This is a genomic window from Pseudoduganella chitinolytica (genome assembly GCF_029028125.1).
GTDB lineage: Bacteria > Pseudomonadota > Gammaproteobacteria > Burkholderiales > Burkholderiaceae_D > Rugamonas > Rugamonas chitinolytica.
This window is the reverse complement of the sequence record NZ_CP119083.1, coordinates 4526151-4549235: the sequence shown is the minus strand read 5'-3', so window position 1 is coordinate 4549235 and position 23085 is coordinate 4526151. Positions and strand designations below refer to the sequence as shown.

Sequence of the window (23085 nt, the reverse complement as noted above, 5' to 3'; positions counted from 1 at the left end):
AACGCTTACACAAGTAATTAAACGTGACCTCGCAAGAGGAACGTCAGATTCTTGAGTGAGTGACCATGTCAGCAATGACATAAAACAGAGATTGAACTGAAGAGTTTGATCCTGGCTCAGATTGAACGCTGGCGGCATGCTTTACACATGCAAGTCGAACGGTAACAGGGAGCTTGCTCCGCTGACGAGTGGCGAACGGGTGAGTAATATATCGGAACGTACCCAAGAGTGGGGGATAACGTAGCGAAAGTTACGCTAATACCGCATACGATCTATGGATGAAAGCAGGGGACCGCAAGGCCTTGTGCTCCTGGAGCGGCCGATATCTGATTAGCTAGTTGGTGAGGTAAAGGCTCACCAAGGCGACGATCAGTAGCTGGTCTGAGAGGACGACCAGCCACACTGGAACTGAGACACGGTCCAGACTCCTACGGGAGGCAGCAGTGGGGAATTTTGGACAATGGGCGCAAGCCTGATCCAGCAATGCCGCGTGAGTGAAGAAGGCCTTCGGGTTGTAAAGCTCTTTTGTCAGGGAAGAAACGGGTGTGGCTAATATCTGCATCTAATGACGGTACCTGAAGAATAAGCACCGGCTAACTACGTGCCAGCAGCCGCGGTAATACGTAGGGTGCAAGCGTTAATCGGAATTACTGGGCGTAAAGCGTGCGCAGGCGGTTTTGTAAGTCTGTCGTGAAATCCCCGGGCTTAACCTGGGAATGGCGATGGAGACTGCAAGGCTAGAGTTTGGCAGAGGGGGGTAGAATTCCACGTGTAGCAGTGAAATGCGTAGAGATGTGGAGGAACACCGATGGCGAAGGCAGCCCCCTGGGTCAAAACTGACGCTCATGCACGAAAGCGTGGGGAGCAAACAGGATTAGATACCCTGGTAGTCCACGCCCTAAACGATGTCTACTAGTTGTCGGGTCTTAATTGACTTGGTAACGCAGCTAACGCGTGAAGTAGACCGCCTGGGGAGTACGGTCGCAAGATTAAAACTCAAAGGAATTGACGGGGACCCGCACAAGCGGTGGATGATGTGGATTAATTCGATGCAACGCGAAAAACCTTACCTACCCTTGACATGGCAGGAATCCTCGAGAGATCGGGGAGTGCTCGAAAGAGAACCTGCACACAGGTGCTGCATGGCTGTCGTCAGCTCGTGTCGTGAGATGTTGGGTTAAGTCCCGCAACGAGCGCAACCCTTGTCATTAGTTGCTACGAAAGGGCACTCTAATGAGACTGCCGGTGACAAACCGGAGGAAGGTGGGGATGACGTCAAGTCCTCATGGCCCTTATGGGTAGGGCTTCACACGTCATACAATGGTACATACAGAGGGCCGCCAACCCGCGAGGGGGAGCTAATCCCAGAAAGTGTATCGTAGTCCGGATTGTAGTCTGCAACTCGACTGCATGAAGTTGGAATCGCTAGTAATCGCGGATCAGCATGTCGCGGTGAATACGTTCCCGGGTCTTGTACACACCGCCCGTCACACCATGGGAGCGGGTTTTACCAGAAGTAGGTAGCTTAACCGCAAGGAGGGCGCTTACCACGGTAGGATTCGTGACTGGGGTGAAGTCGTAACAAGGTAGCCGTATCGGAAGGTGCGGCTGGATCACCTCCTTTCTAGAGTTGGCACGGATCGTAAAGATCGTGCATCAAACGCTCACACTTATCGACTGTCGAATGAAGAAGAAACAGTAGCACCGCTGATATATGGTATCAACTAAGCGGGTCTGTAGCTCAGCTGGTTAGAGCACCGTGTTGATAACGCGGGGGTCGTTGGTTCGAGCCCAACCAGACCCACCATCGTATCGCACCCCATGGGGGATTAGCTCAGCTGGGAGAGCACCTGCTTTGCAAGCAGGGGGTCGTCGGTTCGATCCCGTCATCCTCCACCAAAAGTTTAAACGTAAGTTCCGAAATTTACGTTTAGTCTTTTAGAGACTACTGCTGTTTCGCTCTTTAACAATCTGGAAGAAGTAAAGTTTTATTAAGCGTGCGAGACATCGCACACTTAGGGTAGTAGTAAAACTCATCAAACACAGTAGTAAATGCTTGAACCGATAGCCGTCAAGGTTATAGGGACAAGTGAATAAGTGCACATGGTGGATGCCTTGGCGATTACAGGCGACGAAGGACGTAGTAGTCTGCGATAAGCTACGGGGAGCTGACAAACGAGCTTTGATCCGTAGATTTCCGAATGGGGAAACCCACCCTTTTAGGGTATCACTCACTGAATACATAGGTGTGTGAGGCGAACGCGGCGAACTGAAACATCTAAGTAGCTGCAGGAAAATAAATCAACCGAGATTCCCAAAGTAGTGGCGAGCGAAATGGGAAGAGCCTGTACGTGATAGTCGGACTGATAGTGGAAGCCTCTGGAAATAGGCGCCATAGCGGGTGATAGCCCCGTACACGAAATCAGACCGGTGGTACTAAGCGTACGACAAGTAGGGCGGGACACGAGAAATCCTGTCTGAATATGGGGGGACCATCCTCCAAGGCTAAATACTCGTAATCGACCGATAGTGAACCAGTACCGTGAGGGAAAGGCGAAAAGAACCCCGGGAGGGGAGTGAAATAGATCCTGAAACCGTGTGCATACAAACAGTCGGAGCGGACTTGTTCCGTGACGGCGTACCTTTTGTATAATGGGTCAGCGACTTACATTCAGTAGCGAGGTTAACCATATAGGGGAGCCGCAGAGAAATCGAGTCCGAACAGGGCGCTAGTTGCTGGGTGTAGACCCGAAACCAAGTGATCTACCCATGGCCAGGTTGAAGGTGCGGTAACACGCACTGGAGGACCGAACCCACTAATGTTGAAAAATTAGGGGATGAGCTGTGGGTAGGGGTGAAAGGCTAAACAAACTTGGAAATAGCTGGTTCTCTCCGAAAACTATTTAGGTAGTGCCTCAAGTATCACCATCGGGGGTAGAGCACTGTTATGGCTAGGGGGTCATCGCGACTTACCAAACCATTGCAAACTCCGAATACCGATGAGTGCGAGCTTGGGAGACAGACGTCGGGTGCTAACGTCCGGCGTCAAGAGGGAAACAACCCAGACCGCCAGCTAAGGTCCCAAAGATTGGCTAAGTGGAAAACGAAGTGGGAAGGCTAAAACAGTCAGGATGTTGGCTTAGAAGCAGCCATCATTTAAAGAAAGCGTAATAGCTCACTGATCGAGTCGTCCTGCGCGGAAGATGTAACGGGGCTAAGCCAGTCACCGAAGCTGCGGATATCCGTAAGGATATGGTAGGAGAGCGTTCTGTAAGCCTGCGAAGGTGTCTTGTAAAGGATGCTGGAGGTATCAGAAGTGCGAATGCTGACATGAGTAGCGATAATGCGGGTGAAAAGCCCGCACGCCGTAAGCCCAAGGTTTCCTGTTCAACGTTCATCGGAGCAGGGTGAGTCGGCCCCTAAGGCGAGGCAGAGATGCGTAGCTGATGGGAAGCAGGTTAATATTCCTGCACCGTCGTATGATGCGATGGGGGGACGGATCGCGGAAGGTTGTCTGACTGTTGGAATAGTCAGTTTCTGGTTCATAGAAGGCGCTTAGGCAAATCCGGGCGCGGAATTCAAGGGATCGGGACGAGCGAACTTGTTCGCGAAGCAATCGGAAGTGGTTCCAAGAAAAGCCTCTAAGCTTCAGTCATACGAGACCGTACCGCAAACCGACACAGGTGGGCGAGATGAGTATTCTAAGGCGCTTGAGAGAACTCGGGAGAAGGAACTCGGCAAATTGGTACCGTAACTTCGGGAAAAGGTACGCCCCGGTAGCTTGGTCACTTTACTGTGATAGGGCGAAAGGGTTGCAATAAACTGGTGGCTGCGACTGTTTAATAAAAACACAGCACTCTGCAAACACGAAAGTGGACGTATAGGGTGTGACGCCTGCCCGGTGCTGGAAGATTAAATGATGGGGTGCAAGCTCTTGATTGAAGTCCCAGTAAACGGCGGCCGTAACTATAACGGTCCTAAGGTAGCGAAATTCCTTGTCGGGTAAGTTCCGACCTGCACGAATGGCGTAACGATGGCCACACTGTCTCCTCCCGAGACTCAGCGAAGTTGAAGTGTTTGTGATGATGCAATCTACCCGCGGCTAGACGGAAAGACCCCATGAACCTTTACTGTAGCTTTGCATTGGACTTTGAACCAATCTGTGTAGGATAGGTGGGAGGCTTTGAAGCGGGGACGCCAGTTCTCGTGGAGCCAACCTTGAAATACCACCCTGGTTTGTTTGAGGTTCTAACCTTGGTCCGTAATCCGGATCGGGGACAGTGCATGGTAGGCAGTTTGACTGGGGCGGTCTCCTCCTAAAGTGTAACGGAGGAGTTCGAAGGTACGCTAGGTACGGTCGGACATCGTGCTAATAGTGCAATGGCATAAGCGTGCTTAACTGCGAGACCGACAAGTCGAGCAGGTACGAAAGTAGGACATAGTGATCCGGTGGTTCTGTATGGAAGGGCCATCGCTCAACGGATAAAAGGTACTCTGGGGATAACAGGCTGATTCCTCCCAAGAGTTCATATCGACGGGGGAGTTTGGCACCTCGATGTCGGCTCATCACATCCTGGGGCTGTAGCCGGTCCCAAGGGTATGGCTGTTCGCCATTTAAAGTGGTACGTGAGCTGGGTTTAAAACGTCGTGAGACAGTTTGGTCCCTATCTGCCGTGGGCGTTGGAAATTTGAAGGGGGCTGCTCCTAGTACGAGAGGACCGGAGTGGACGAACCTCTGGTGTACCGGTTGTCACGCCAGTGGCATTGCCGGGTAGCTAAGTTCGGAAGAGATAACCGCTGAAAGCATCTAAGCGGGAAACTTGCCTTAAGATGAGATTTCCCGGAGCCTTGAGCTCCTTGAAGGGTCGTTCGAGACCAGGACGTTGATAGGTCAGGTGTGGAAGTGCAGTAATGCATTAAGCTAACTGATACTAATTGCCCGTACGGCTTGTCCCTATAACCTTGACGGTTACAGAGCATTTGCCTGTGTTTGAGATTTACGAGAACTACCCAACCTTACTTCTTCCAGATTAGTAGTCGCGTTGCCCTGTCGGGAACGAGACTACGTACAAGTCATGCCTGATGACCATAGCAAGTCGGCCCCACCCCTTCCCATCCCGAACAGGACCGTGAAACGACTTTGCGCCGATGATAGTGCTGCAACCAGTGTGAAAGTAGGTTATCGTCAGGCTGTTATACCGAACAAACCCCCGTCCAGTGATCTGGCGGGGGTTTTTTCATTTCCGTTTGCGTGCCGCAGCAGGACGCTCGAGGAGAGCCGGGGTCAGACCCTAATGCCGCTAAGTTAAGAGATTCTGATATCCGTACAACAGCCTCAAGGCTTGGGGTCTGTCCCGTTTTTTGGGCGGTCCGGCGATACGGCGGCCCGGCAGACCCTAACCCGGCGACCGTGCGCTTAACTTAGCGGCATTAGGGGCAGACCCGGCGGGTCTGACCCCAGTTCCTGGTCACGGGTTTCAGATTTAGCCCCTGGCTCGCTGACCTGGAGCCGCCCCAGCATCCCATCCCCTGCAGTTGCAAATCCGCTATCATTGAATGGTCCCATCCACCGGTGATTACAGTGCAGCGAGCCCCCGTCCAAGAAGCATTGCAAGCTACCGAACGGCAGCTCAAGGCATTGATGCTGGAGAGCATGGCAGGCAACCAGGTTGCGTGTCAGGGTTTTCTGCGCGCCGTCGCGCCGCATTTGCGTGGTTTCCTGCGTCGGCGCATGGGGCGTTGGCCGGATGAAGTGGAAGACCTGGTGCAGGAGGCGCTGCTGGCGATCCATCACCAGCGCCATACCTATGACGTATCGGCGCCGCTGACGTCATGGCTGTATGCGATTACCCGCTACAAGCTGATAGACTGGTTGCGCCGGCATGCACGCCAGGATGCATTGAACGTCCCGCTCGACGACGAGGACGAGCTCTTTGCCAGCGGCGATATCGAGGCTGCCGACGCCCGTCGCGAGCTGGACAAGGCCCTTGCGCTGCTGTCCGAGCAGCAGCGTGCGGCGATTACGCACACAAAGCTCGACGGCTGGTCGGTGCGCGAGACGGCGACAGCGCTCAGCATCTCGGAAGCCAGCGTCAAGGTGGCCGTGCACCGCGGCCTGAAGACACTAGCCGGCAAATTACGGAACCTGCGATGAACACCGACGACCTGATTGCCAGCCTTGCCACCGACACGGCGATCCGCCGTCCGTCACCGCTCACCCTTGCGCTGCCGCTGGCCGCCGTTGTGCTTCTCAATGGGTGCTTCGTCATCGCCGTGCTTGGTGTGCGGCCCAACCTGGGCGCATTGACCACCAACAGCCTGTTCTGGTTGAAGTGCGCCTTCGTGGGCGGCCTTGCCCTCATCGGTTTTGCCGCCGCCCGTATCGCGGCCATTCCAGCGGCACGCTTTCATGCGCTGCCATGGCTGCTGGCTGTGCCGGTAGTGCTGATGGCCTGCGGAGTCATCGCGACGGTGGCGGATGCGGATGCCGTCGAACGGTCGGTGCAGTTCTGGGGACAGACCTGGCGCACCTGCCCCGTGCTGATCGCACTGCTGTCGCTACCGATCTTCGCTGCGGTCGTGTATCGCATGCGCCGTTTTGCGCCGACGCGCCTGCGCCTGGCAGGCGCCATCGCCGGCTTTGCGTCAGGCGCGCTCGCTGCCTTGCTTTACTGCCTCCATTGTCCCGAACTGGCACCGCCGTTCGTGGCGTCCTGGTACACGCTCGGCATCCTGATACCGACCGCGCTCGGCGCCCTGGCAGGCCCGCGCCTGCTGGCCTGGTAAGCCACGCACATTTTTTTTGCTTCCCCTGTAACCACCGCGGCCACGCGAGCGAATACGTGGGCGTTGGCAAGCCAACGCCCGCCGCTACCGGCCTAACCTACAGAGGAACGTCATGAACAAATCGATCGCCGTCGCACTCTCCTGCCTGCTCGCCGTCGCTACCGTCCGCGCGCAAGACATGGGCAAGAAGGAGCCAATGCCCATGGAGCCGAAGATGGAGCAGAAGATGGAGCAGAAAATGGAGCAGAAGCACGCCATGAAGAATAAGCCGATGCGTCACGACGCGATGAAGCGCAAAGCGATGAAGGAGGACGACGCGGCGATGAAGGCCATGCCGCACGAGGTCATGGGCAAGGCAATGCCAATGCAACCCGCCGTAACGAACCGCTGAGCGGAGGACATCATGCCCATCGCTTCCTACACCGTCCGCGCCAGCACGCTCGCTGTTGCCATTGCCACGATGGTCACCATCGCGTCCCCCGCGCAGGCACAAAGCAGCCCCGAGGACAAAGCCGACGTCGACCGCAGCGGCACCCTGACCGTCACCGTCACCAACCTGACCCATGGCACGTGGTTTGCGCCGATCCTCGTGGCGGCGCACCCGGCCGGCTTCAAGGCCTTTACGGAGGGGCGGCCGGCATCCGTGGCGCTGCAGTCGATCGCGGAGATCGGCGACATCGCACCGCTGGCAGAGAGTTTGCCGACGGCGGCGTCGATCGCCCTGAACCCGGCCAACGGCCCACTGAAACCGGGCGGCTCGGCCACGGCGCATCTGCAGCGCGGCAAGGGCACGCACAACAGCCGCCTGTCCGTGCTTGCCATGCTGGTGCCGACGAACGATGGCTTTATCGGACTGAACGCCATCGAGATCCCGACGCAACCGGGCTACTACACCTACACACTGAGCGCATACGATGCCGGCACGGAGGCCAATGACGAAGCCCGCGCAGCCGGCCCGGGCATCGGGCAACCCGGCATGGGACTGCCGGCGTTCCTGAACGGCGTCGGCATCTATTCGGATGCACCGGGGTTTGCCAATGCCCGCGTCGAGGGCTACGTGCACGTGCACCGCGGCATACTCGGCGGTGCGGCCGGCGCCGACAGTGTGCTCGAGCAGACGATGTACCGGTGGATGAATCCCGTCGCGCGCGTGACCTTGACGGTTCGGTAAAGAAAAGGCCCGCGCGCGGCGGGCCTGCTTCAGTCAGTGCGCAGCGTTCAGAAGCGATAAGCCAGCTTGATCACGCCATAATCGACGCCGCTGTTCGGCTTCTTGATGCTGCCGTTGGAGAAATGCTGCATCTTCAGGGCGATTTCCCAGTTCTTGTTGAAGACGTAGCCGATACCGATATGGTCGCCGAACTGGAATGCCGTGGACAGGCCGTCGTCGTTGTTGTCGTAGTGGTGCGACAGCAGGTGCGCGCCGATGCCGATTTCCGCGTACAGGCCCAGCTTGTTGACGTTCTCGAAGCGGAATACGGGCGTGAAGCCGATGTCGACGATGTGCGACTTGTTGCCTGGTATGTTCTTGTACTGGCGCAGTTCCCAGGCGCCGATGCTGGCGTCCCAGTAACCCGTCAGGTGCGTACCGTTCGACTCGAACCAGCTCCAGCTGGGTTTCCAGTCCTGCGTCGCGCCCAGGCGCACCATGCGCACTTTCGACGCGGAGCCGAATTCTCCGTACGCCGTATCGACCAGCTTGCCGTCAGCGGCACATGCCGCCTGCGCGGCCATCAGGGCGGTCACCGCCGCGATGATTTTCTTCATATTGGTTCTCTCAAGTGGTGGCGCCTTATCTGTAGCGATAAGGCAATCCAAATATTGTACCCATTCTGGCAAATTCTTTCCGCCCGCTCCGCAATTGTTAGAATCGAGGCAATCGTCGACCTACGGAGTGCAACGTCATGCCATTGTTTTCGAAAATCGCGTTTCTCGGTATTGGGCTGATGGGTGAGCCGATGGTGCGCCGTTTACGTGCGGCCCAGTTGCCCGTGCATGCGTGGAACCGCACCGTCAGCAAGGCCGAGGCACTGGCCGACAGCGGGGCCGTTCCCGTGCCGCTGCTGGCGGACGCCGTGCGCGATGCGGACCTCGTCATCACGATGCTGGAGGCAGGGCCGGTCGTGGGCGAAGTGCTCACGGCCGCGCTGCCCGCCCTGCGCGCGGGCACGCTGTGGATCGACATGAGCTCGACGCAGCAGGCCGAAGCCCAGGCGTTCCACGCCCGGCTGCAGGCCGCAGGCTGCCGCTTCGTGGACGCGCCCGTGTCCGGCGGCGTTGGTGGCGCCCAGGCCGGTACACTGGCCATCATGGCGGGTGGCAGCGCAGCCGATATCGAGCAGGCCCGCCCCGCGCTGGAGGCGCTGGGACGCGTCACCCGCGTCGGCCCGGCCGGGGCGGGACAGGTGGCAAAGCTGTGCAACCAGCTGATCGTGGGTGGCACCATCAATATTGTTGCCGAAGCGCTGCTGCTGGCCCAGGCGGCCGGTGCCGATCCCGCGGCGGTGCGCGCGGCGATCCGGGGCGGCTTTGCCGAAAGCCGCATCCTGGACGTGCATGGCCAGCGCATGCTGGAGCGTAATTTCATCCCGGGCGGGCAGGTGACGACGCAGCTGAAGGACATGCACAACATCCTGGCCGCGGCGGCGGCGGCCGGCGTCGCGCTGCCCGTCACCAGCCTGGTGACGGCGCGCTACGAATCGATCCGGGACGTGTACCCGCAGGCCGACCATGCGGCCGCGCTGCTGGCACTGGAGCGGCTCAATCCCGGCCAGCGCGTGGGCGATGTGCCGGACCGGTTGCCTTGACCGGCTGCGCGATCAGCGCAGCGGCAAGGCCCGCTCGACCAGGCGCACCCAGAAGCTGGCGCCGACGGGCAGCAGGTTGTCGTTGAAGTCGTAGCTGCCGTTGTGCAGCACGCACGGGCCCAGGCCATGTCCACCGTCGCGGTGGTCGCCCTCGCCGTTGCCGATGAAGATGTAGCAGCCCGGCTTCTCCTGCAGGAAGAAGGCAAAGTCCTCGGCGCCCATCGTGGGCTCGACGTGGGCATTGACGCGCTCTTCGCCCACCACTTCCTTCATGACGTCGACGGCAAATGCCGTCTCGGCCGCGTGGTTGACGAGCGGCGGGTAATTGCGCTTGAAGGTGAAGTCGATTTCGGCCTCGAAGCCGGCCGCGATGCCTTGCGCCAGCGTTTCCATGCGGCGCTCGATCATGTCCAGCACGGCGGTCGAGAACGTGCGCACGGTGCCCACCAGCTGCGCCGTGTCCGGAATCACGTTGGTGGCACTGCCGGCGTGAATCTGCGTGATCGACAGCACGGCGGTATCCAGCGGGCTCTTGTTGCGCGTGACGATGGTCTGCCATGCCTGCGCGATCTGCACGGCGACCATGACGGGGTCGATGCCGTTGTGCGGCTGGGCCGCATGCGCACCCTTGCCCTTGACGGTGACGTGGAACTCGTTCGAGGAGCCCATCATCGGGCCCGTGCACACGTTCATCGTGCCGGCCGCGTAGCCGGGCCAGTTGTGCATGCCGTAGATCGCATCCATGGGGAAGCGCTCGAACAGGCCGTCCTCGATCATGCGGCGCGCGCCGGCGCCGCCTTCCTCGGCCGGCTGGAAGACCAGGTAGACGGTGCCGTCGAAGTCGCGCTGGCGCGCCAGGTGGTAGGCGGCGCCCAGCAGCATGGCCGTGTGGCCGTCGTGGCCGCAGGCGTGCATCTTGCCGGGGTGGCGCGACGCATGGGCGAAGGTGTTTACCTCCTGCATCGGCAACGCATCCATGTCGGCGCGCAGCCCGATGGCGCGGTTGGAGCTGCCGTTCTTGACGATCCCGACGACGCCGGTCAGGCCCAGGCCACGGACGACGGGGATGCCCCACTCCGTCAGCTTGGCGGCCACGGCGTCGGCCGTGCGCACTTCCTCGTAGCACAGCTCGGGGTGGGCATGCAGGTCGCGGCGGATCTGCTGCAGCTCGGATTGAAACGCAATGATGGGTTCGACGAGTTTCATCTGCCTCTCCAGGTTTTATTCTCATGCGCCCGGGTAGGGCGCGTCGCCAGCAGCGGTTCGGTCATTGTAGCCTTTGCGTGCAGGGGAGGCCAGCCGCTGCCGCATCGCGTGGAATGGTTTACGATAGCGGCTTGCCTGCAATTTTCCTGCCGATCCCATGACCACCACCCAAGTGCGTGCCGCCTGTCCGCACGACTGCCCCGATACCTGCGCCATCCTCGTGACCGTCGAGGACGGTGTCGCCACTGAAATCAAGGGCGATCCCGACCATCCCACCACCGCCGGCGTGCTGTGCACCAAGGTGTCGCGCTATGCCGAGCGCACCTACTCGCCGGACCGTTTGCTGTATCCGCTGCGCCGCGTCGGCGCCAAGGGCGAGGGCAAGTTCGAGCGCATCAGCTGGGACGAGGCGCTCGACACCATCGCCGCCCGCCTGAAGCCGCTGGCCGAACAGCGGCCCGAAGCGATCCTGCCGTACAGCTATTGCGGCACGATGGGCCTGCTGCAGGGGGAATCGATGTCCATGCGTTTCTTCAATCGCATCGGCGCCTCCTTGCTGGACCGCACCATCTGCGCGATGGCCGGCGCGACCGGCTACAAGTACACGATCGGCGGCTCCATCGGCACCGACATGGAGCAGTTCCAGAACGCCAAACTGATCCTGATCTGGGGCGGCAATCCGATCGCGTCGAACCTGCACTTCTGGATGCGCGCGCAGGAAGCCAAGCGGCGCGGCGCCAAGCTGGTCGCCATCGATCCCTACCGCTCGCTGACGGCCGAGAAGTGCCATCTGCATATCGCCCTCTTGCCGGGCACCGATGCGGCGCTCGCGCTGGGCATGATGCACGTGCTGATCCGCGATGGCCTGGTCGATGACGACTACATCGAGCGCTACACCCTGGGCTACGAGCAACTGAAGGAACGCGCCGCCGAGTGGACGCCGGAGCGCACGGCCGACGTGTGCGGCATCACCGCGGCCGAGGTCACCGAGCTGGCCCGCCTGTACGGCGAGACCGCCAGGGCGGGCGAGCCGGCCGCCATCCGCGTCAACTACGGCGTGCAGCGCGTGCGCGGCGGCGGCATGGCAGTGCGCAATATCGCCTGCCTGCCCGCGCTGGTGGGCGCCTGGCGCCACCCGGCCGGTGGCGTGCAACTGTCGACGTCCGGCTCCTTCCCCAGCAACAAGCCGTGGCTGCAGCGTACCGACCTGTTGAAAAAACAGCCGCGCACGATCAACATGACGACGATCGGCGACGACCTGCTGCGGCCCGCTTCGCCCGAGTTCGGCCCGCAGGTGGAAGCGGTCATCGTCTACAACGCCAACCCGCTGGCGATCGCACCGGATTCGTCCAAGGTGGCGGCCGGCTTTGCCCGGGAAGACCTGTTCACGGTGGTGCTGGAACACTTCCAGACCGACAGCGTGGATTACGCCGACATCGTGCTGCCGGCCACCACGCAGCTGGAGCACACGGATGCACACCTGGCCTATGGCCACCTGTACATGATGGCCAATAATGCCGCCATCGCGCCGCTGGGCGAAGCCAAGCCGAACACGGAGATCTTCCGGCTGCTGGCGCGCCGCATGGGCTTCGACGATCCGTGCTTTGCCGAGACCGACGACGAATTGGCAGCGCAGGCGTTTCGCAGCGATGACGTGCGTGCCATGCATTTCGACTGGGATGCGTTGAAGCAGAAGGGCTGGCAGAAGCTGAACATGCCGGATGCACCATTTGCCTGCGGCAATTTCCCCACACCTTCGGGAAAATGCGAATTCTTTTCGGCGAGCATGGCGGCGGACGGCCTGGACCCCCTGCCGGCCTACATCCCGAACTACGAATCTGCAGCAAGTACCCCCGATCTGGCGGCAAAGTACCCGCTTGCGATGATATCTCCGCCGGCCCGCAACTTCCTGAACTCGACTTTTGTCAACGTGCAAAGCCTGCGTGCGACGGAAGGCGAGCCGCACCTCGACATCCACCCTGACGATGCGACAACACGTGGTATCAACCACGGCGATATGGTGCGCATCTTCAATGATCGTGGCTCGTTCGTATGCAAGGCCAGGGTTACCGACAAGGCCCGCAAAGGCCTCGTCGTGGGCCTGTCGATCTGGTGGAAGAAGCTGGCGCGCGATGGCAAGAACGCCAACGAAGTGACCAGCCAGCGCCTGACCGACATGGGCCGCGCGCCGACGTTTTACGATACACTCGTTCAGGTGGAGAAAGTCCTGTGAGCCTGATGTATGCGCCAGTTTGCCTATTTGAAAACACGTGCCCGCGACCTCGTGGTGGGGGTGACTTGCGCGGCAATGCTGGCCGGTTGTGCACAGTTCAAGTATTACTTCCAGGCCGCCCAGGGCCAGTACTCGCTGTGGTCTGACTCCCGTCCCGTCGAGGACTGGCTGGGCGATCCCGCCACCGATCCGAAGCTGCGCGCGCGCCTGGAAAAGGCCCTGTTCATCCGCCGCTTCGCCGTCAGGGAACTGGGCCTGCCGGACAACGCCAGCTACAAGAACTACGCCGCCCTGAACCGTCCCTTCGTGCTGTGGAACGTCGTCGCGACGCCCGAACTGTCGCTGCGTCCCATCCAGTGGTGCTTCCCGATCGCCGGCTGCGTGGCCTACCGCGGCTACTACAACAAGGAAGACGCGATGGCCTACGCGGAGGAACTGCGCGCGGAAGGCGACGACGTGCAAGTGGGTGGGGTGCCCGCCTATTCCACGCTGGGCTGGTTCAGCGATCCGCTGCTGTCCACCTTCATCAACTATTCCGATGCCGAGCTGGCGCGCATGGTGTTCCACGAGCTGGCGCACCAGGTCGTCTACATCGCGGGCGACTCCCGTTTCAACGAAGCGTTCGCCACCGCGGTCGAGGAGGCCGGCGTGGAGCGCTGGCTCGAGCTGTACGGCAACGAGGCGATGCGTGAAGCCTATGTACGCTACAGCACGCGGCGCAAGGATTTCCTCGCGTTGCTGGTCAAGCATCGCCAGATGCTCGCCGACCTGTATGCCAGCAAGGCCAGCGTAAAGAAGAAGCGCGAGGAGAAGGCACGTATCTTCGCGGCCCTGCACGAGGAATACAAGGTACTGAAAGCGAACTGGGGCGGCTATGCCGGCTACGACCGCTACTTCTCCGAGAAGCTGACCAACGCCCACCTTGCTGCTGTTGCTACTTATAACGATTTATTGCCAGGTTTTCGCGCCCTGCTGGCAAAGGAAAAAAACTTCAAGCAGTTCTATGCTGCGGTGCAGCGGATGAGTAATCTGCCCTCGGTCGAACGGCATGAGCGATTGGTTCAGCTCGCAAGCCAGACCGCGCAGCCGGCGCCAACCGTGCTGGCGGAGAAACAACCGGAGACGATCGGCGGGCGCTGATTGTTGCGTCGCAAAACAGGAAGGGCGGCAAATGCCGCCTTTTGCGCGCAAAAAAGCGCTTGCATCGGCGACTGCGGGCCGATAGCATCTTATTGCGCAGATAGTACGAGCGTTCGTTTTTTCGACGCAGGCTGCGGACATGACGGGTTCAGCCGGTGCCGTGCTGCCGGCGTTCAGCAATCAGCTGTATAAAGAGGCAGGTTCGCATAGCCAGGGCGCAGTCCGGTTCGACCCCATGGGCCGGGCGGGTGGCACCAGGGCGGACGACCTCCCAACGATAATATCGAGACACGAGGGCACAGCATGGAAAAAATCTGGTTGAAGTCGTACCCGCCCGGCGTTCCTGCCGAGATCGATCCAAGTCAGTACCGTTCGCTGGTACATCTGCTGGAAGACGCATTCCAGAAGTACGGCAGCCGCAAGGCCTTCGTCTGCATGGACAAGGCCATCACGTACGCGGAACTGGACGCCTACTCGAAGCGCCTGGGCGCCTGGCTGCAAAGCCGCGGCATGAAGCCAGGCGCGCGCGTCGCGCTGATGATGCCCAACGTGCTGCAGTACCCGATCGCCATCGCCGCGGTGCTGCGCGCCGGCTACACGGTCGTCAACGTCAATCCGCTGTACACGCCGCGCGAGCTGGAGCACCAGCTGACCGACGCGGGCGCCGAAGCCATCGTCATCCTGGAAAACTTCGCCCACACGCTGGAGCAGGTGCTGCCGCGCACGGCGGTCAAGCACGTCATCGTCGCCAGCATGGGCGAGATGCTGGGCGGCCTGAAGGGGGGGATCGTCAACTTCGTCGTGCGCAACGTCAAGAAGATGGTGCCCGCCTATTCCTTGCCGAACGCCGTGCGCTTCAAGGCCGCGCTGAACCATGCGTCCGCGATGAAGCTGACACCCGTCGAGCTGGGCCATGAAGACATCGCCTTCCTGCAGTACACGGGCGGCACCACCGGCGTGGCGAAAGGCGCCACGCTGACGCACAAGAACATCATCGCCAACGTGCTGCAATCGGAGGCGTGGTCGCAACCTGGCGTGCAGAAGGAGCCGCGCGTCGAGGAAATGTCCATCGTGTGCGCGCTGCCGCTGTATCACATCTTCGCGCTGACGGCGTGCGCCATGTGGGGCATCCGCATGGGCGCGCTGAACATCCTGATCCCGAACCCGCGCGACATCCCCGGCCTGATCCGCGAGCTGGGCAAGTACAAGTTCAACATCCTGCCGGCCGTGAACACGCTGTACAACGCGCTGGTCAACCACCCCGGCTTCCAGCACCTGGACTTCTCCGGGCTGAAGATGGCCAACGGCGGCGGCATGGCCGTGCAGCAGGCCGTCAACGACAAATGGCTGGCCGCGACGGGTGTGTCGATCATCGAGGGCTACGGCCTGTCGGAGACGTCGCCGGTGGCCACCTGCAACCGCTCCGACAGCACGGCGTTTACCGGCACGATCGGCCTGCCGATGCCGTCCACCGAGATCGCCATCCTGGACGACGACGGCAACGAAGTCCCGCTGGGCCAGCCGGGCGAGATCGCGATCCGCGGCCCGCAGGTGATGAAGGGCTACTGGAACCGTCCCGAGGAAACGGCCAAGGTCATGACGGCCGACGGCTACTTCAAGTCGGGCGACGTGGGCATCATGGACGAGCGGGGCTATACCAAGATCGTCGACCGCAAGAAGGACATGATCCTGGTCTCGGGCTTCAACGTGTATCCGAACGAGCTGGAAGCGGTGGTCGCGGCGCATCCGGGCGTGCTGGAATGCGCGTGCATCGGCGTGCCGGACGAGCATTCGGGCGAAGCCGTGAAGCTGTTCGTCGTGCGCAAGGACCCGAACCTGACGATCGACACGCTGATGGCCTATTGCAAGGAAAACCTGACCGGCTACAAGAAACCGAAGTACATCGAGTTCCGCGACGAACTCCCGAAAACCAATGTCGGCAAGATCCTGCGCCGCGCCCTGCGCGACGAGATGACGGCCGGCGCCAAGAAGGCGGCATAATCCCGTCACCCGGAGCGGCAAGCGTGAAAGCCGCCTGGCTGACAGGCGGCTTTTATGTTTGCGCAGATAGACGAAAGAAGAGGCATCGAATGGAAAAAATCTGGTTGAAATCCTACCCTGAAGGCGTACCGGCCGACATCGACTGCACGCAGTACCGCTCGGTCACGCACTTGCTGGAGGATTCGTTCCGGAAGTACGCGGACCAGAACGCGTGCGTGTGCATGGACAAGTTCCTGACCTATGCGCAACTGGACCAGATGTCGCAGAAGTTCGGTGCCTGGCTGCAGGGCAAGGGCCTGAAGCCGGGCGCGCGCGTGGCGATCATGTTGCCCAACGTGCTGCAGTACCCGGTGGTGATGGCGGGCATCCTGCGCGCCGGCTACACGGTCGTCAACGTCAACCCGCTGTACACGCCGCGCGAGCTGGAACACCAGCTGAAGGACTCGGGCTCGGAAGCGATCGTCGTGCTGGAAAACTTCGCGACGACCGTGCAGGAGGTGCTGCCGAACACGCCGGTCAAGCACGTCATCGTCGCCACGATGGGCGACCTGCTGGGCGGAATCAAGGGCGCCATCGTCAACTTCGCCGTGCGCCACGTGAAGAAGATGGTGCCAGCCTATTCGCTGCCGCGCGCCATCCCGTTCAAGCAGGTGCTGGCCGAAGGCAGCCGCATGACGCTGTCGCCGGTGAAGACGGGCCACGACGACATCGCCTTCCTGCAGTACACGGGCGGTACCACGGGCGTGTCGAAAGGGGCGATGCTCACCCATCGCAACATCATCGCCAACGTGCTGCAGAACGACGCATGGCTGCAGATGAAGCCGGGCAGCGATCAGCTGGTGTTCGTCTGCGCGCTGCCGCTGTATCACATCTACTCGCTGACGATCAGCGCCCTGATGAGCATGCGCGTGGGCGGCCTGAACGTCCTGATCCCGAACCCGCGCGACATCCCCGGCTTCGTCAAGGAACTGGCCAAGTACAAGGTCACCGTGTTCCCGGCCGTGAACACGCTGTACAACGCGCTGCTGAACAACCCCGACTTCCACAAGCTCGATTTCTCCAGCTACAAGATCTGCAACGGCGGCGGCATGGCCGTGCAGCAGGCCGTGGCGGACCGCTGGCTGAAGGTGACGGGCACGCCGATCATCGAAGGCTATGGCATGTCGGAGACGTCGCCGGTCGCCACCGCCAACCGCATCGACATCAAGGAATTCACCGGCACCATCGGCCTGCCGATCCCGTCGACCGACATCGCCATCCTGGACGACGACGGCAACGAATTGCCGCTGGGCGCGACCGGCGAGATCGCCATCCGCGGTCCGCAGGTGATGGCCGGCTACTGGCAGCGCCCGGACGAGACGGCGAAGTCGATGACCCCAAGCGGCTTCTTCAAGACGGGCGACGTGGGCATCATGGACGAACGGGGCTACACCCGTATCGTCGACCGCAAGAAGGACATGATCATCGTCTCCGGCTTCAACGTCTACCCGAACGAAGTGGAAGGCGTCGTCGCCGCACACCCGGGCGTGCTGGAATGCGCGTGCATCGGCGTGCCGGACAAGAATTCCGGCGAAGCCGTCAAGCTGTTCGTCGTGCGCAAGGACCCGAACCTGACGGCCGAGCAGCTGCTGGACTTCTGCAAGCACGAGCTGACGGCGTACAAGAAGCCGAAGTACATCGAGTTCCGCGACGACCTGCCGAAGACGAACGTGGGCAAGATCCTGCGGCGCCAGCTGCGCGACGAGAAGCAGGCGGCCTAGGCTCCGCTGGGGGCCAGGGTTTGTCCCCGCAGGGGACCGATCCTGGTTTTAATCGCAGCATCGCGAACTGACGTGATAAAAACCGGGGTCAGCCGGATCGCCGGACCGCCCAAAAACGGGACAGACCCCAACCGTCGCGAAGTTCTGCCAGCTGTCCGTTAGCGCGGGCTAACTTCAGGGTCGGTCCTCATAGGGACAGACCCTAGTGCTGGTGGTAGGCCTGCTCCACCAACCCCCGCAACCAGCGCTGCCCCGGATCCTCGTCCAGCGCGGCATGCCAGTACATCTCGATCCGTAGGGGCTTGAGCCGGATCGGCAACGGCCGCACCACGACCGGCAGCAGTGCGCTCATCGCGTTGGCAAAGGCCGCCGGCGCCGTCAGCAGCCAGTCGCTGCCCGCCACCACCTGGCAGGCCGAGAAGTAGTGCTGGCACACCATCCCGATCTCGCGCGCCTTGCCGCCTTCGGCCAACAGCTGGTCGAGCGGATCGGTACCACCCTGCGACACCACCGACACGTGCTTGGCCGCCAGGAAGTCGCGCGCACGTAATTCCTCCGCCAGCGGATGGCCCGCGCGCAGCACCACCACCATCGTCTCCTGCGCCAGAAAGGCGCTGTTGATGCGGCTGTCCGTGTGCGTGCTGCGGTCGATCACGAGGTCGATCGCGCCGGATACCAATTGCCGGTCCACGTCCTCGCGCTGCACGCGCCGGCTGATCAGCTTGACCTTGGGTGCCTGGCTCGTGATGTGGCGCACCAGCACGGGCAGCATGATCGACTCCAGCACGTCGCGGAAACCCACCGTGAAGACGGCGTCCACCTGGGCCGGGTCGAACTCCTCGACCGCCTCCACGGCCGCGCGCAGGCCGCTCAAGTGGAACTGGATCTTCGGCATCAGCGCCTGCGTCTTGAACGTGGGGACCATGCGGTTGCCCTGGCGGACGAACAGCGGGTCGTCGAAGATTTCGCGCAGGCGGTTGAGCGAATGCGTGATCGCGGGCTGCGTCAGGTGCAGCGCGTTGGCGGCGCCCGTGATGCCGCCGTTGGCGTAGATCGATTCCAGTACCTTCAGCAAGTTGACGTCGAAGCGCACGATGATTCCTCGGCCCATAAGCCAGATTGATGACCTCCATAAAAATACGTCAATTTGATTTAAGGGGCAACTGTTCTAGACTCGGTCCACCACAGCCACCATGAGCACAGCGAGGAGCAGCGATGGACTTCGAACCGAGCCCCCGGGCAGCCGATTACCTGGCCCGCGTCCGGGCCTTCATGCGCGATGAGATCGCGCCCGTCGAACCGGCCTTCTGGGCCGGCATCCGCCAGGCCAACCATGGCGCCGACTGGCGGCGCTGGCGCGTGCCGGAACAGCTGGAGGAACTCAAGCGCAAGGCGCGCCAGCAGGGCCTGTGGAACATGTTCCTGCCCGATGCCGCGGCCGGTGCCGGCCTGTCCGTGCTGGAATACGCGCCGATCGCCGAGGAGTCCGGCCGCAGCCTGCTGGCGCCGACCGTCTTCAACTGCAATGCCCCCGACAGCGGCAATATGGAGCTGCTGTTCAAGTACGGCTCCGAGGAACAGAAGGCGCGCTGGCTGCAGCCGCTGCTGGCCGGCGAGATCCGCTCGGCGTTCTGCATGACGGAGCCCGACGTTGCGTCGTCGGATGCGACCAATATGCGCGCCACCGCCGTGGTGGAAGGCGAAGAGATCGTCCTGAACGGCCGCAAATGGTGGTCCAGCGGCATCGGCGACCCGCACACGAAGATCCTCGTCGTGATGGCCCATACGCCGGATGCCGCAAAGGGCAAGCACGAGCAGCATTCGATGGTGCTGGTACCCGTCGACACGCCGGGCGTGACGATCGAGCGCATGCTGCCCGTGTTCGGCTTCTATGACGAGCCGCACGGCCATGGCGAGATCCGCTTCGAGGACGTGCGGTTGCCGCTGTCCGCGTTCGTTGGCGGTCCGGGGCGTGGCTTCGAGATCGCGCAGGGCCGCCTGGGCCCGGGCCGCATCCACCACGCGATGCGCTGCATCGGCGCGGCCGAAGCGGCGCTGGAGCTGATGGTCCACCGCGGCATGGCGCGCGTGGCATTCGGCAAGCCGCTGATGGAATTGGGCGGCAACGCCGAGCGGCTGGCGGAGGCCCGCATCGCCATCGACCAGGCACGCCTGCTGACGTTGCACGCGGCGTGGAAAATCGATACCGTAGGTGCAGCGAAGGCAATGAAGGAAATCTCGCTGATCAAGGTGGTGGCGCCGAATGTGTTGCAGCAGGTGTGCGACATGGCGATCCAGATCCACGGCGGCGCCGGCCTGTCCGACGACACGCCGCTGTCGGCCTTCTTCATCCAGGCGCGCTCGATCCGCCTGGCGGACGGGCCGGACGAAGTGCACAAGACGCTGATCGCGAAACTCGAACTGAAACGGCTGGGCTACGGCAAACAGGGAGGCGGCAAGGCATGAGCGACAGGATTTTCATCACGGGCGGAGCGTCCGGACTGGGGCACGAGATCGCATTGCGCTGGGCGCGCACGGGCGCGCGGGTATGCATCGGCGACCTGCATGACGTGCGCGGCGCGCAGGTGGAGGCGGAGATCCGCGAGGCCGGCGGCACGGCACTGTTCGTGCACTGCGACGTCACCAGCAGCGCCGACCTGCAGGCGGTGGCGCAGCGCCTGGCCAGCGAGTGGGGCGGCGTCGACATCGTGGTCAACAATGCCGGCGTGGCCACCGCCGGCACGCTCGAGGCGGAACCGATCGAGCAGTGGGAGTGGATCCTGAACATCAACCTGCTGGGCGTCGTGCGCGGCTGCCAGGCGTTCGCGCCGCTGCTGCGCGCGCAGCAGCGCGGCCACATCGTCAATATCGCGTCGATGGCGGGCCTCGTGCATCCGCCCGGCATGGGCAGCTACAACGCCAGCAAGGCGGCCGTCGTGGCGTTCTCCGAGACGCTGCACCTGGAACTGGTCAATGACAATATCGGCGTCTCGGTCGTCTGCCCGTCGTTCTTCCAGACCAACCTGGTCGAATCGCTGCGCAGCACCGACCCGAAAGCGGCGGCCGGCGTGCAGAAGCTGCTGAACAAGGGCCGCATCACGGCGGCCGGCGTGGCCGACAGCGTCTTCAACGCGGTGCAGGCCAACCAGTTCCTCGTGCTGCCGCATGCAGACGACCGCAAGACCTTCCGGATGAAGTCGTGGCTGCCGCGGCGCACGTACCTGAACAAGATGCGCCACCTGACCCGCAAATCGTTCCCCGGCAGCCCTGCCGCCACCGTCAAGGAGGCCTGAACCATGCAGTCGAAGATCCTGTCCCGCCGCGACCTGGCGTTCCTGCTGTACGAATGGCTCGACGTGGAGCGCCTGACTGAGCGGCCGCGCTTTGCCGACCACAATCGCGAGACGTTCGACGGCGCGCTCGACACGGCCGAACGCATCGCGACCGACCTGTTCGCCACGCACAACAAGAAGAACGACCAGAACGAACCGCACGTCGTCGACGGCAAGGTCGTGCTGGTGCCCGAAGTGAAGACGGCGCTGGACGCCTGGTCCCAGGCAGGCCTGCTGGCCGCCGCGCAGGATTATGAGCTGGGCGGCATGCAACTGCCGTGCACCGTCGAGAAGGCGGTGGTGGCCTGGTGCAAGGCGGCCAATATCGCGACGTCGGCCTACCTGCTGCTGACGGGCGCCAATGCCAATACCCTGCTGAAGACGGCCACGCCGTTGCAGGTCGAGCGCTTCGTGCGGCCCATGTTGGCGGGTGAATTCTTCGGCACGATGTGCCTGTCCGAGCCGCAGGCCGGATCGAGCCTGTCCGACATCACCACGCGCGCCGTGCCCGATCCGGTGGACGGGCCGGAAGGCGAGCGCCAGTACCGCCTGGCCGGCAACAAGATGTGGATCTCCGGCGGCGAGCACGAGCTGGCCGGGAATATCGTGCACCTGGTGCTGGCCAAGATCCCCGATGCGGAAGGGCGCCTGATCCCGGGCGTCAAGGGCATCTCGCTGTTCATCGTGCCGAAATACGTGCTGGACGCGGACGGCCAGCCGGGCGAACGCAACGACATCGTGCTGGCGGGCCTGAACCACAAGATGGGCAACCGCGGCACCACCAACTGCCTGCTCAATTTTGGCGAAGGCCAGTTCCAGCCGGGCGGCCGCGCCGGCGCCATCGGCTACCTGGTCGGCCAGCCGCACCAGGGCCTGGCGAACATGTTCCACATGATGAACGAGGCCCGCATCGGCGTGGGCATGGGCGCCACCGTGCTGGGCATCACGGGCTACCTGCACGCGCTGGACTATGCGCGCACGCGCCTGCAGGGCCGCCATCCGGCCCAGAAGGACCCGGCGCAGCCGCAACTGCCGATCGTCGAGCATACCGACGTGCGCCGCATGCTGCTGGCGCAGAAATCCTACGTGGAGGGCGCGCTGGCGCTGGTGCTGTACTCGGCCCGGCTGGTGGACGAGCAGCGCACGGCGCCGGACGAGGCGGCGCGCACCCGCGCCGGCCAGTTGCTGGACTTCCTGACGCCGATCACGAAATCGTGGCCGTCCCAGTGGTGCCTGGAAGCGAACAGCCTCGCCATCCAGGTGCACGGCGGCTATGGCTACACGCGCGAGTACAACGTCGAGCAGTTCTACCGCGACAACCGCCTGAACGCGATCCACGAGGGCACGCACGGCATCCACGGCCTTGACCTGCTGGGCCGGAAGGTGTCGATCCAGCAGGGGGCGCTGTTCCGGGCCATCGGCGAGGAGGTCGCGCGCATGGCTGCGCGGGGGCGGGATGTGCCGGGCGACGTGGCGCAATACGCGGCGCAACTGGACACGGCATGGCGCCGCGTGGAGGAGGTGACGCTGGCGCTGTATGGCGCGGGCGACATGAACAAGACGCTGGCCAACGCCAGCCTGTACCTGGAGGCCGTGGGGCACGTCGTCATCGCGTGGATGTGGCTGGAGCAGGCGCTGGTCGCGGCGCCCGCGCTGGCGCGCGCGGAGCGCGAGGAAGACCGCGACTTCTACCGCGGCAAGCTGCAGGCGTGCCGCTACTTCTACCAGTGGGAGCTGCCGAAGGTCGAACCGCAGCTGGCGCTGCTGGCGCAGCTCGACACCACGGCGCTCGACATGCGGGACGCGTGGTTCTGACGACA

Annotated in this window: 15 protein-coding genes, 2 tRNA genes and 3 rRNA genes; 17 read left to right on the top strand and 3 right to left on the bottom strand. The window is 62.1% G+C overall.

The window, feature by feature from the left end; genetic code table 11:
• Positions 1 to 93: 93 nt before the first annotated feature.
• From PX653_RS20185 to PX653_RS20145, 9 genes are all read left to right on the top strand, one after another.
• A 16S ribosomal RNA gene (locus PX653_RS20185) occupies positions 94 to 1624 on the top strand.
• A gap of 106 nt (positions 1625 to 1730) precedes the next feature.
• A tRNA-Ile gene (locus tag PX653_RS20180) sits at positions 1731 to 1807 on the top strand.
• Positions 1808 to 1823: 16 nt separating this feature from the next.
• Positions 1824 to 1899, top strand: a tRNA-Ala gene (locus PX653_RS20175).
• A 184-nt stretch (positions 1900 to 2083) separates the two neighbouring features.
• Positions 2084 to 4956: ribosomal RNA gene (locus PX653_RS20170) — 23S ribosomal RNA — on the top strand.
• A 122-nt stretch (positions 4957 to 5078) separates the two neighbouring features.
• Positions 5079 to 5191: ribosomal RNA gene (rrf, locus tag PX653_RS20165) — 5S ribosomal RNA — on the top strand.
• The 16S, 23S and 5S rRNA genes sit together here with 2 tRNA genes alongside, the layout of an rRNA operon.
• Before the next feature lie 381 nt (positions 5192 to 5572).
• Positions 5573 to 6154 (top strand): sigma-70 family RNA polymerase sigma factor, encoded by a 582-nt coding sequence (locus tag PX653_RS20160; RefSeq protein ID WP_307730762.1) that lies wholly within the window; start codon positions 5573 to 5575, stop codon positions 6152 to 6154.
• The gene (locus PX653_RS20155) at positions 6151 to 6786 is read left to right on the top strand and encodes an NrsF family protein (protein ID WP_277414515.1); all 636 of its coding nucleotides are present in this window, start codon (positions 6151 to 6153) and stop codon (positions 6784 to 6786) included. The genes PX653_RS20160 and PX653_RS20155 overlap by 4 nt, the downstream gene beginning before the upstream one ends.
• 112 nt (positions 6787 to 6898) lie before the next feature.
• Positions 6899 to 7177: a hypothetical protein gene (locus tag PX653_RS20150; protein WP_277414514.1), complete on the top strand. Its 279-nt coding sequence runs from the start codon at positions 6899 to 6901 to the stop codon at positions 7175 to 7177.
• 12 nt (positions 7178 to 7189) lie between these two features.
• Positions 7190 to 7957 carry a spondin domain-containing protein gene (locus PX653_RS20145; protein WP_277414513.1) on the top strand — a complete coding sequence of 256 codons (768 nt, stop codon included), beginning with the start codon at positions 7190 to 7192 and terminating at the stop codon, positions 7955 to 7957.
• 47 nt (positions 7958 to 8004) lie between these two features.
• On the opposite strand, the gene PX653_RS20140 is transcribed toward PX653_RS20145, so the two are convergent.
• Positions 8005 to 8553, bottom strand: a complete 549-nt coding sequence (locus PX653_RS20140) for an acyloxyacyl hydrolase (protein ID WP_277414512.1) — start codon at positions 8551 to 8553, stop codon at positions 8005 to 8007.
• Positions 8554 to 8690: 137 nt separating this feature from the next.
• Here PX653_RS20140 and PX653_RS20135 point away from each other — a divergent pair, with 137 nt between their 5' ends.
• Positions 8691 to 9593, top strand: coding sequence for an NAD(P)-dependent oxidoreductase (locus PX653_RS20135; RefSeq protein ID WP_277414511.1), 903 nt, complete (start codon positions 8691 to 8693; stop codon positions 9591 to 9593).
• A 12-nt stretch (positions 9594 to 9605) separates the two neighbouring features.
• Here PX653_RS20135 and PX653_RS20130 read toward each other — a convergent pair whose 3' ends face one another.
• Complete coding sequence (locus PX653_RS20130) at positions 9606 to 10799, bottom strand: M20 aminoacylase family protein (RefSeq protein ID WP_277414510.1); 1194 nt, start codon at positions 10797 to 10799, stop codon at positions 9606 to 9608.
• A 157-nt stretch (positions 10800 to 10956) separates the two neighbouring features.
• Between PX653_RS20130 and PX653_RS20125 the strand changes: the two genes are divergently transcribed.
• The 4 genes from PX653_RS20125 (at position 10957) to PX653_RS20110 (ending at position 17933) form a co-directional block, all read left to right on the top strand.
• Positions 10957 to 13032 (top strand): molybdopterin-containing oxidoreductase family protein, encoded by a 2076-nt coding sequence (locus tag PX653_RS20125; protein WP_277414509.1) that lies wholly within the window; start codon positions 10957 to 10959, stop codon positions 13030 to 13032.
• A 9-nt stretch (positions 13033 to 13041) separates the two neighbouring features.
• The gene (locus PX653_RS20120) at positions 13042 to 14172 is read left to right on the top strand and encodes an aminopeptidase (RefSeq protein WP_371876359.1); all 1131 of its coding nucleotides are present in this window, start codon (positions 13042 to 13044) and stop codon (positions 14170 to 14172) included.
• A gap of 303 nt (positions 14173 to 14475) precedes the next feature.
• Positions 14476 to 16173 (top strand): long-chain fatty acid--CoA ligase, encoded by a 1698-nt coding sequence (locus PX653_RS20115; protein ID WP_277414508.1) that lies wholly within the window; start codon positions 14476 to 14478, stop codon positions 16171 to 16173.
• Positions 16174 to 16262: 89 nt separating this feature from the next.
• Complete coding sequence (locus PX653_RS20110) at positions 16263 to 17933, top strand: long-chain fatty acid--CoA ligase (RefSeq protein ID WP_277414507.1); 1671 nt, start codon at positions 16263 to 16265, stop codon at positions 17931 to 17933.
• Positions 17934 to 18135: 202 nt separating this feature from the next.
• Here the strand turns inward: PX653_RS20110 and PX653_RS20105 are convergent, their stop codons facing one another.
• Positions 18136 to 19044 carry a LysR family transcriptional regulator gene (locus PX653_RS20105; protein ID WP_277414506.1) on the bottom strand — a complete coding sequence of 303 codons (909 nt, stop codon included), beginning with the start codon at positions 19042 to 19044 and terminating at the stop codon, positions 18136 to 18138.
• Positions 19045 to 19148: 104 nt separating this feature from the next.
• Here PX653_RS20105 and PX653_RS20100 point away from each other — a divergent pair, with 104 nt between their 5' ends.
• From PX653_RS20100 to PX653_RS20090, 3 genes are read left to right on the top strand one after another with little or no spacing between them, the layout of a single operon-like run.
• Complete coding sequence (locus PX653_RS20100; RefSeq protein ID WP_277414505.1) at positions 19149 to 20399, top strand: acyl-CoA dehydrogenase family protein; 1251 nt, start codon at positions 19149 to 19151, stop codon at positions 20397 to 20399.
• Positions 20396 to 21226: an SDR family oxidoreductase gene (locus PX653_RS20095; protein WP_277414504.1), complete on the top strand. Its 831-nt coding sequence runs from the start codon at positions 20396 to 20398 to the stop codon at positions 21224 to 21226. The genes PX653_RS20100 and PX653_RS20095 overlap by 4 nt, the downstream gene beginning before the upstream one ends.
• 3 nt (positions 21227 to 21229) lie before the next feature.
• A complete protein-coding gene (locus PX653_RS20090; protein ID WP_277414503.1) occupies positions 21230 to 23080 on the top strand; it encodes an acyl-CoA dehydrogenase in 1851 nt (616 codons plus the stop codon).
• The last annotated feature ends 5 nt before the right edge of the window (positions 23081 to 23085 follow it).

Coding starts and splice junctions, on each gene's coding strand:
- PX653_RS20125 (WP_277414509.1), top strand. CDS start 10,957: ATGACCACCACCCAAGTGCGTGCCGCCTGTCCGCACGACTGCCCCGAT.
- PX653_RS20150 (WP_277414514.1), top strand. CDS start 6,899: ATGAACAAATCGATCGCCGTCGCACTCTCCTGCCTGCTCGCCGTCGCT.
- PX653_RS20090 (WP_277414503.1), top strand. CDS start 21,230: ATGCAGTCGAAGATCCTGTCCCGCCGCGACCTGGCGTTCCTGCTGTAC.
- PX653_RS20140 (WP_277414512.1), bottom strand. CDS start 8,553: ATGAAGAAAATCATCGCGGCGGTGACCGCCCTGATGGCCGCGCAGGCG.
- PX653_RS20130 (WP_277414510.1), bottom strand. CDS start 10,799: ATGAAACTCGTCGAACCCATCATTGCGTTTCAATCCGAGCTGCAGCAG.
- PX653_RS20120 (WP_371876359.1), top strand. CDS start 13,042: ATGCGCCAGTTTGCCTATTTGAAAACACGTGCCCGCGACCTCGTGGTG.
- PX653_RS20100 (WP_277414505.1), top strand. CDS start 19,149: ATGGACTTCGAACCGAGCCCCCGGGCAGCCGATTACCTGGCCCGCGTC.
- PX653_RS20115 (WP_277414508.1), top strand. CDS start 14,476: ATGGAAAAAATCTGGTTGAAGTCGTACCCGCCCGGCGTTCCTGCCGAG.
- PX653_RS20135 (WP_277414511.1), top strand. CDS start 8,691: ATGCCATTGTTTTCGAAAATCGCGTTTCTCGGTATTGGGCTGATGGGT.
- PX653_RS20110 (WP_277414507.1), top strand. CDS start 16,263: ATGGAAAAAATCTGGTTGAAATCCTACCCTGAAGGCGTACCGGCCGAC.
- PX653_RS20155 (WP_277414515.1), top strand. CDS start 6,151: ATGAACACCGACGACCTGATTGCCAGCCTTGCCACCGACACGGCGATC.
- PX653_RS20095 (WP_277414504.1), top strand. CDS start 20,396: ATGAGCGACAGGATTTTCATCACGGGCGGAGCGTCCGGACTGGGGCAC.
- PX653_RS20145 (WP_277414513.1), top strand. CDS start 7,190: ATGCCCATCGCTTCCTACACCGTCCGCGCCAGCACGCTCGCTGTTGCC.
- PX653_RS20105 (WP_277414506.1), bottom strand. CDS start 19,044: ATGGGCCGAGGAATCATCGTGCGCTTCGACGTCAACTTGCTGAAGGTA.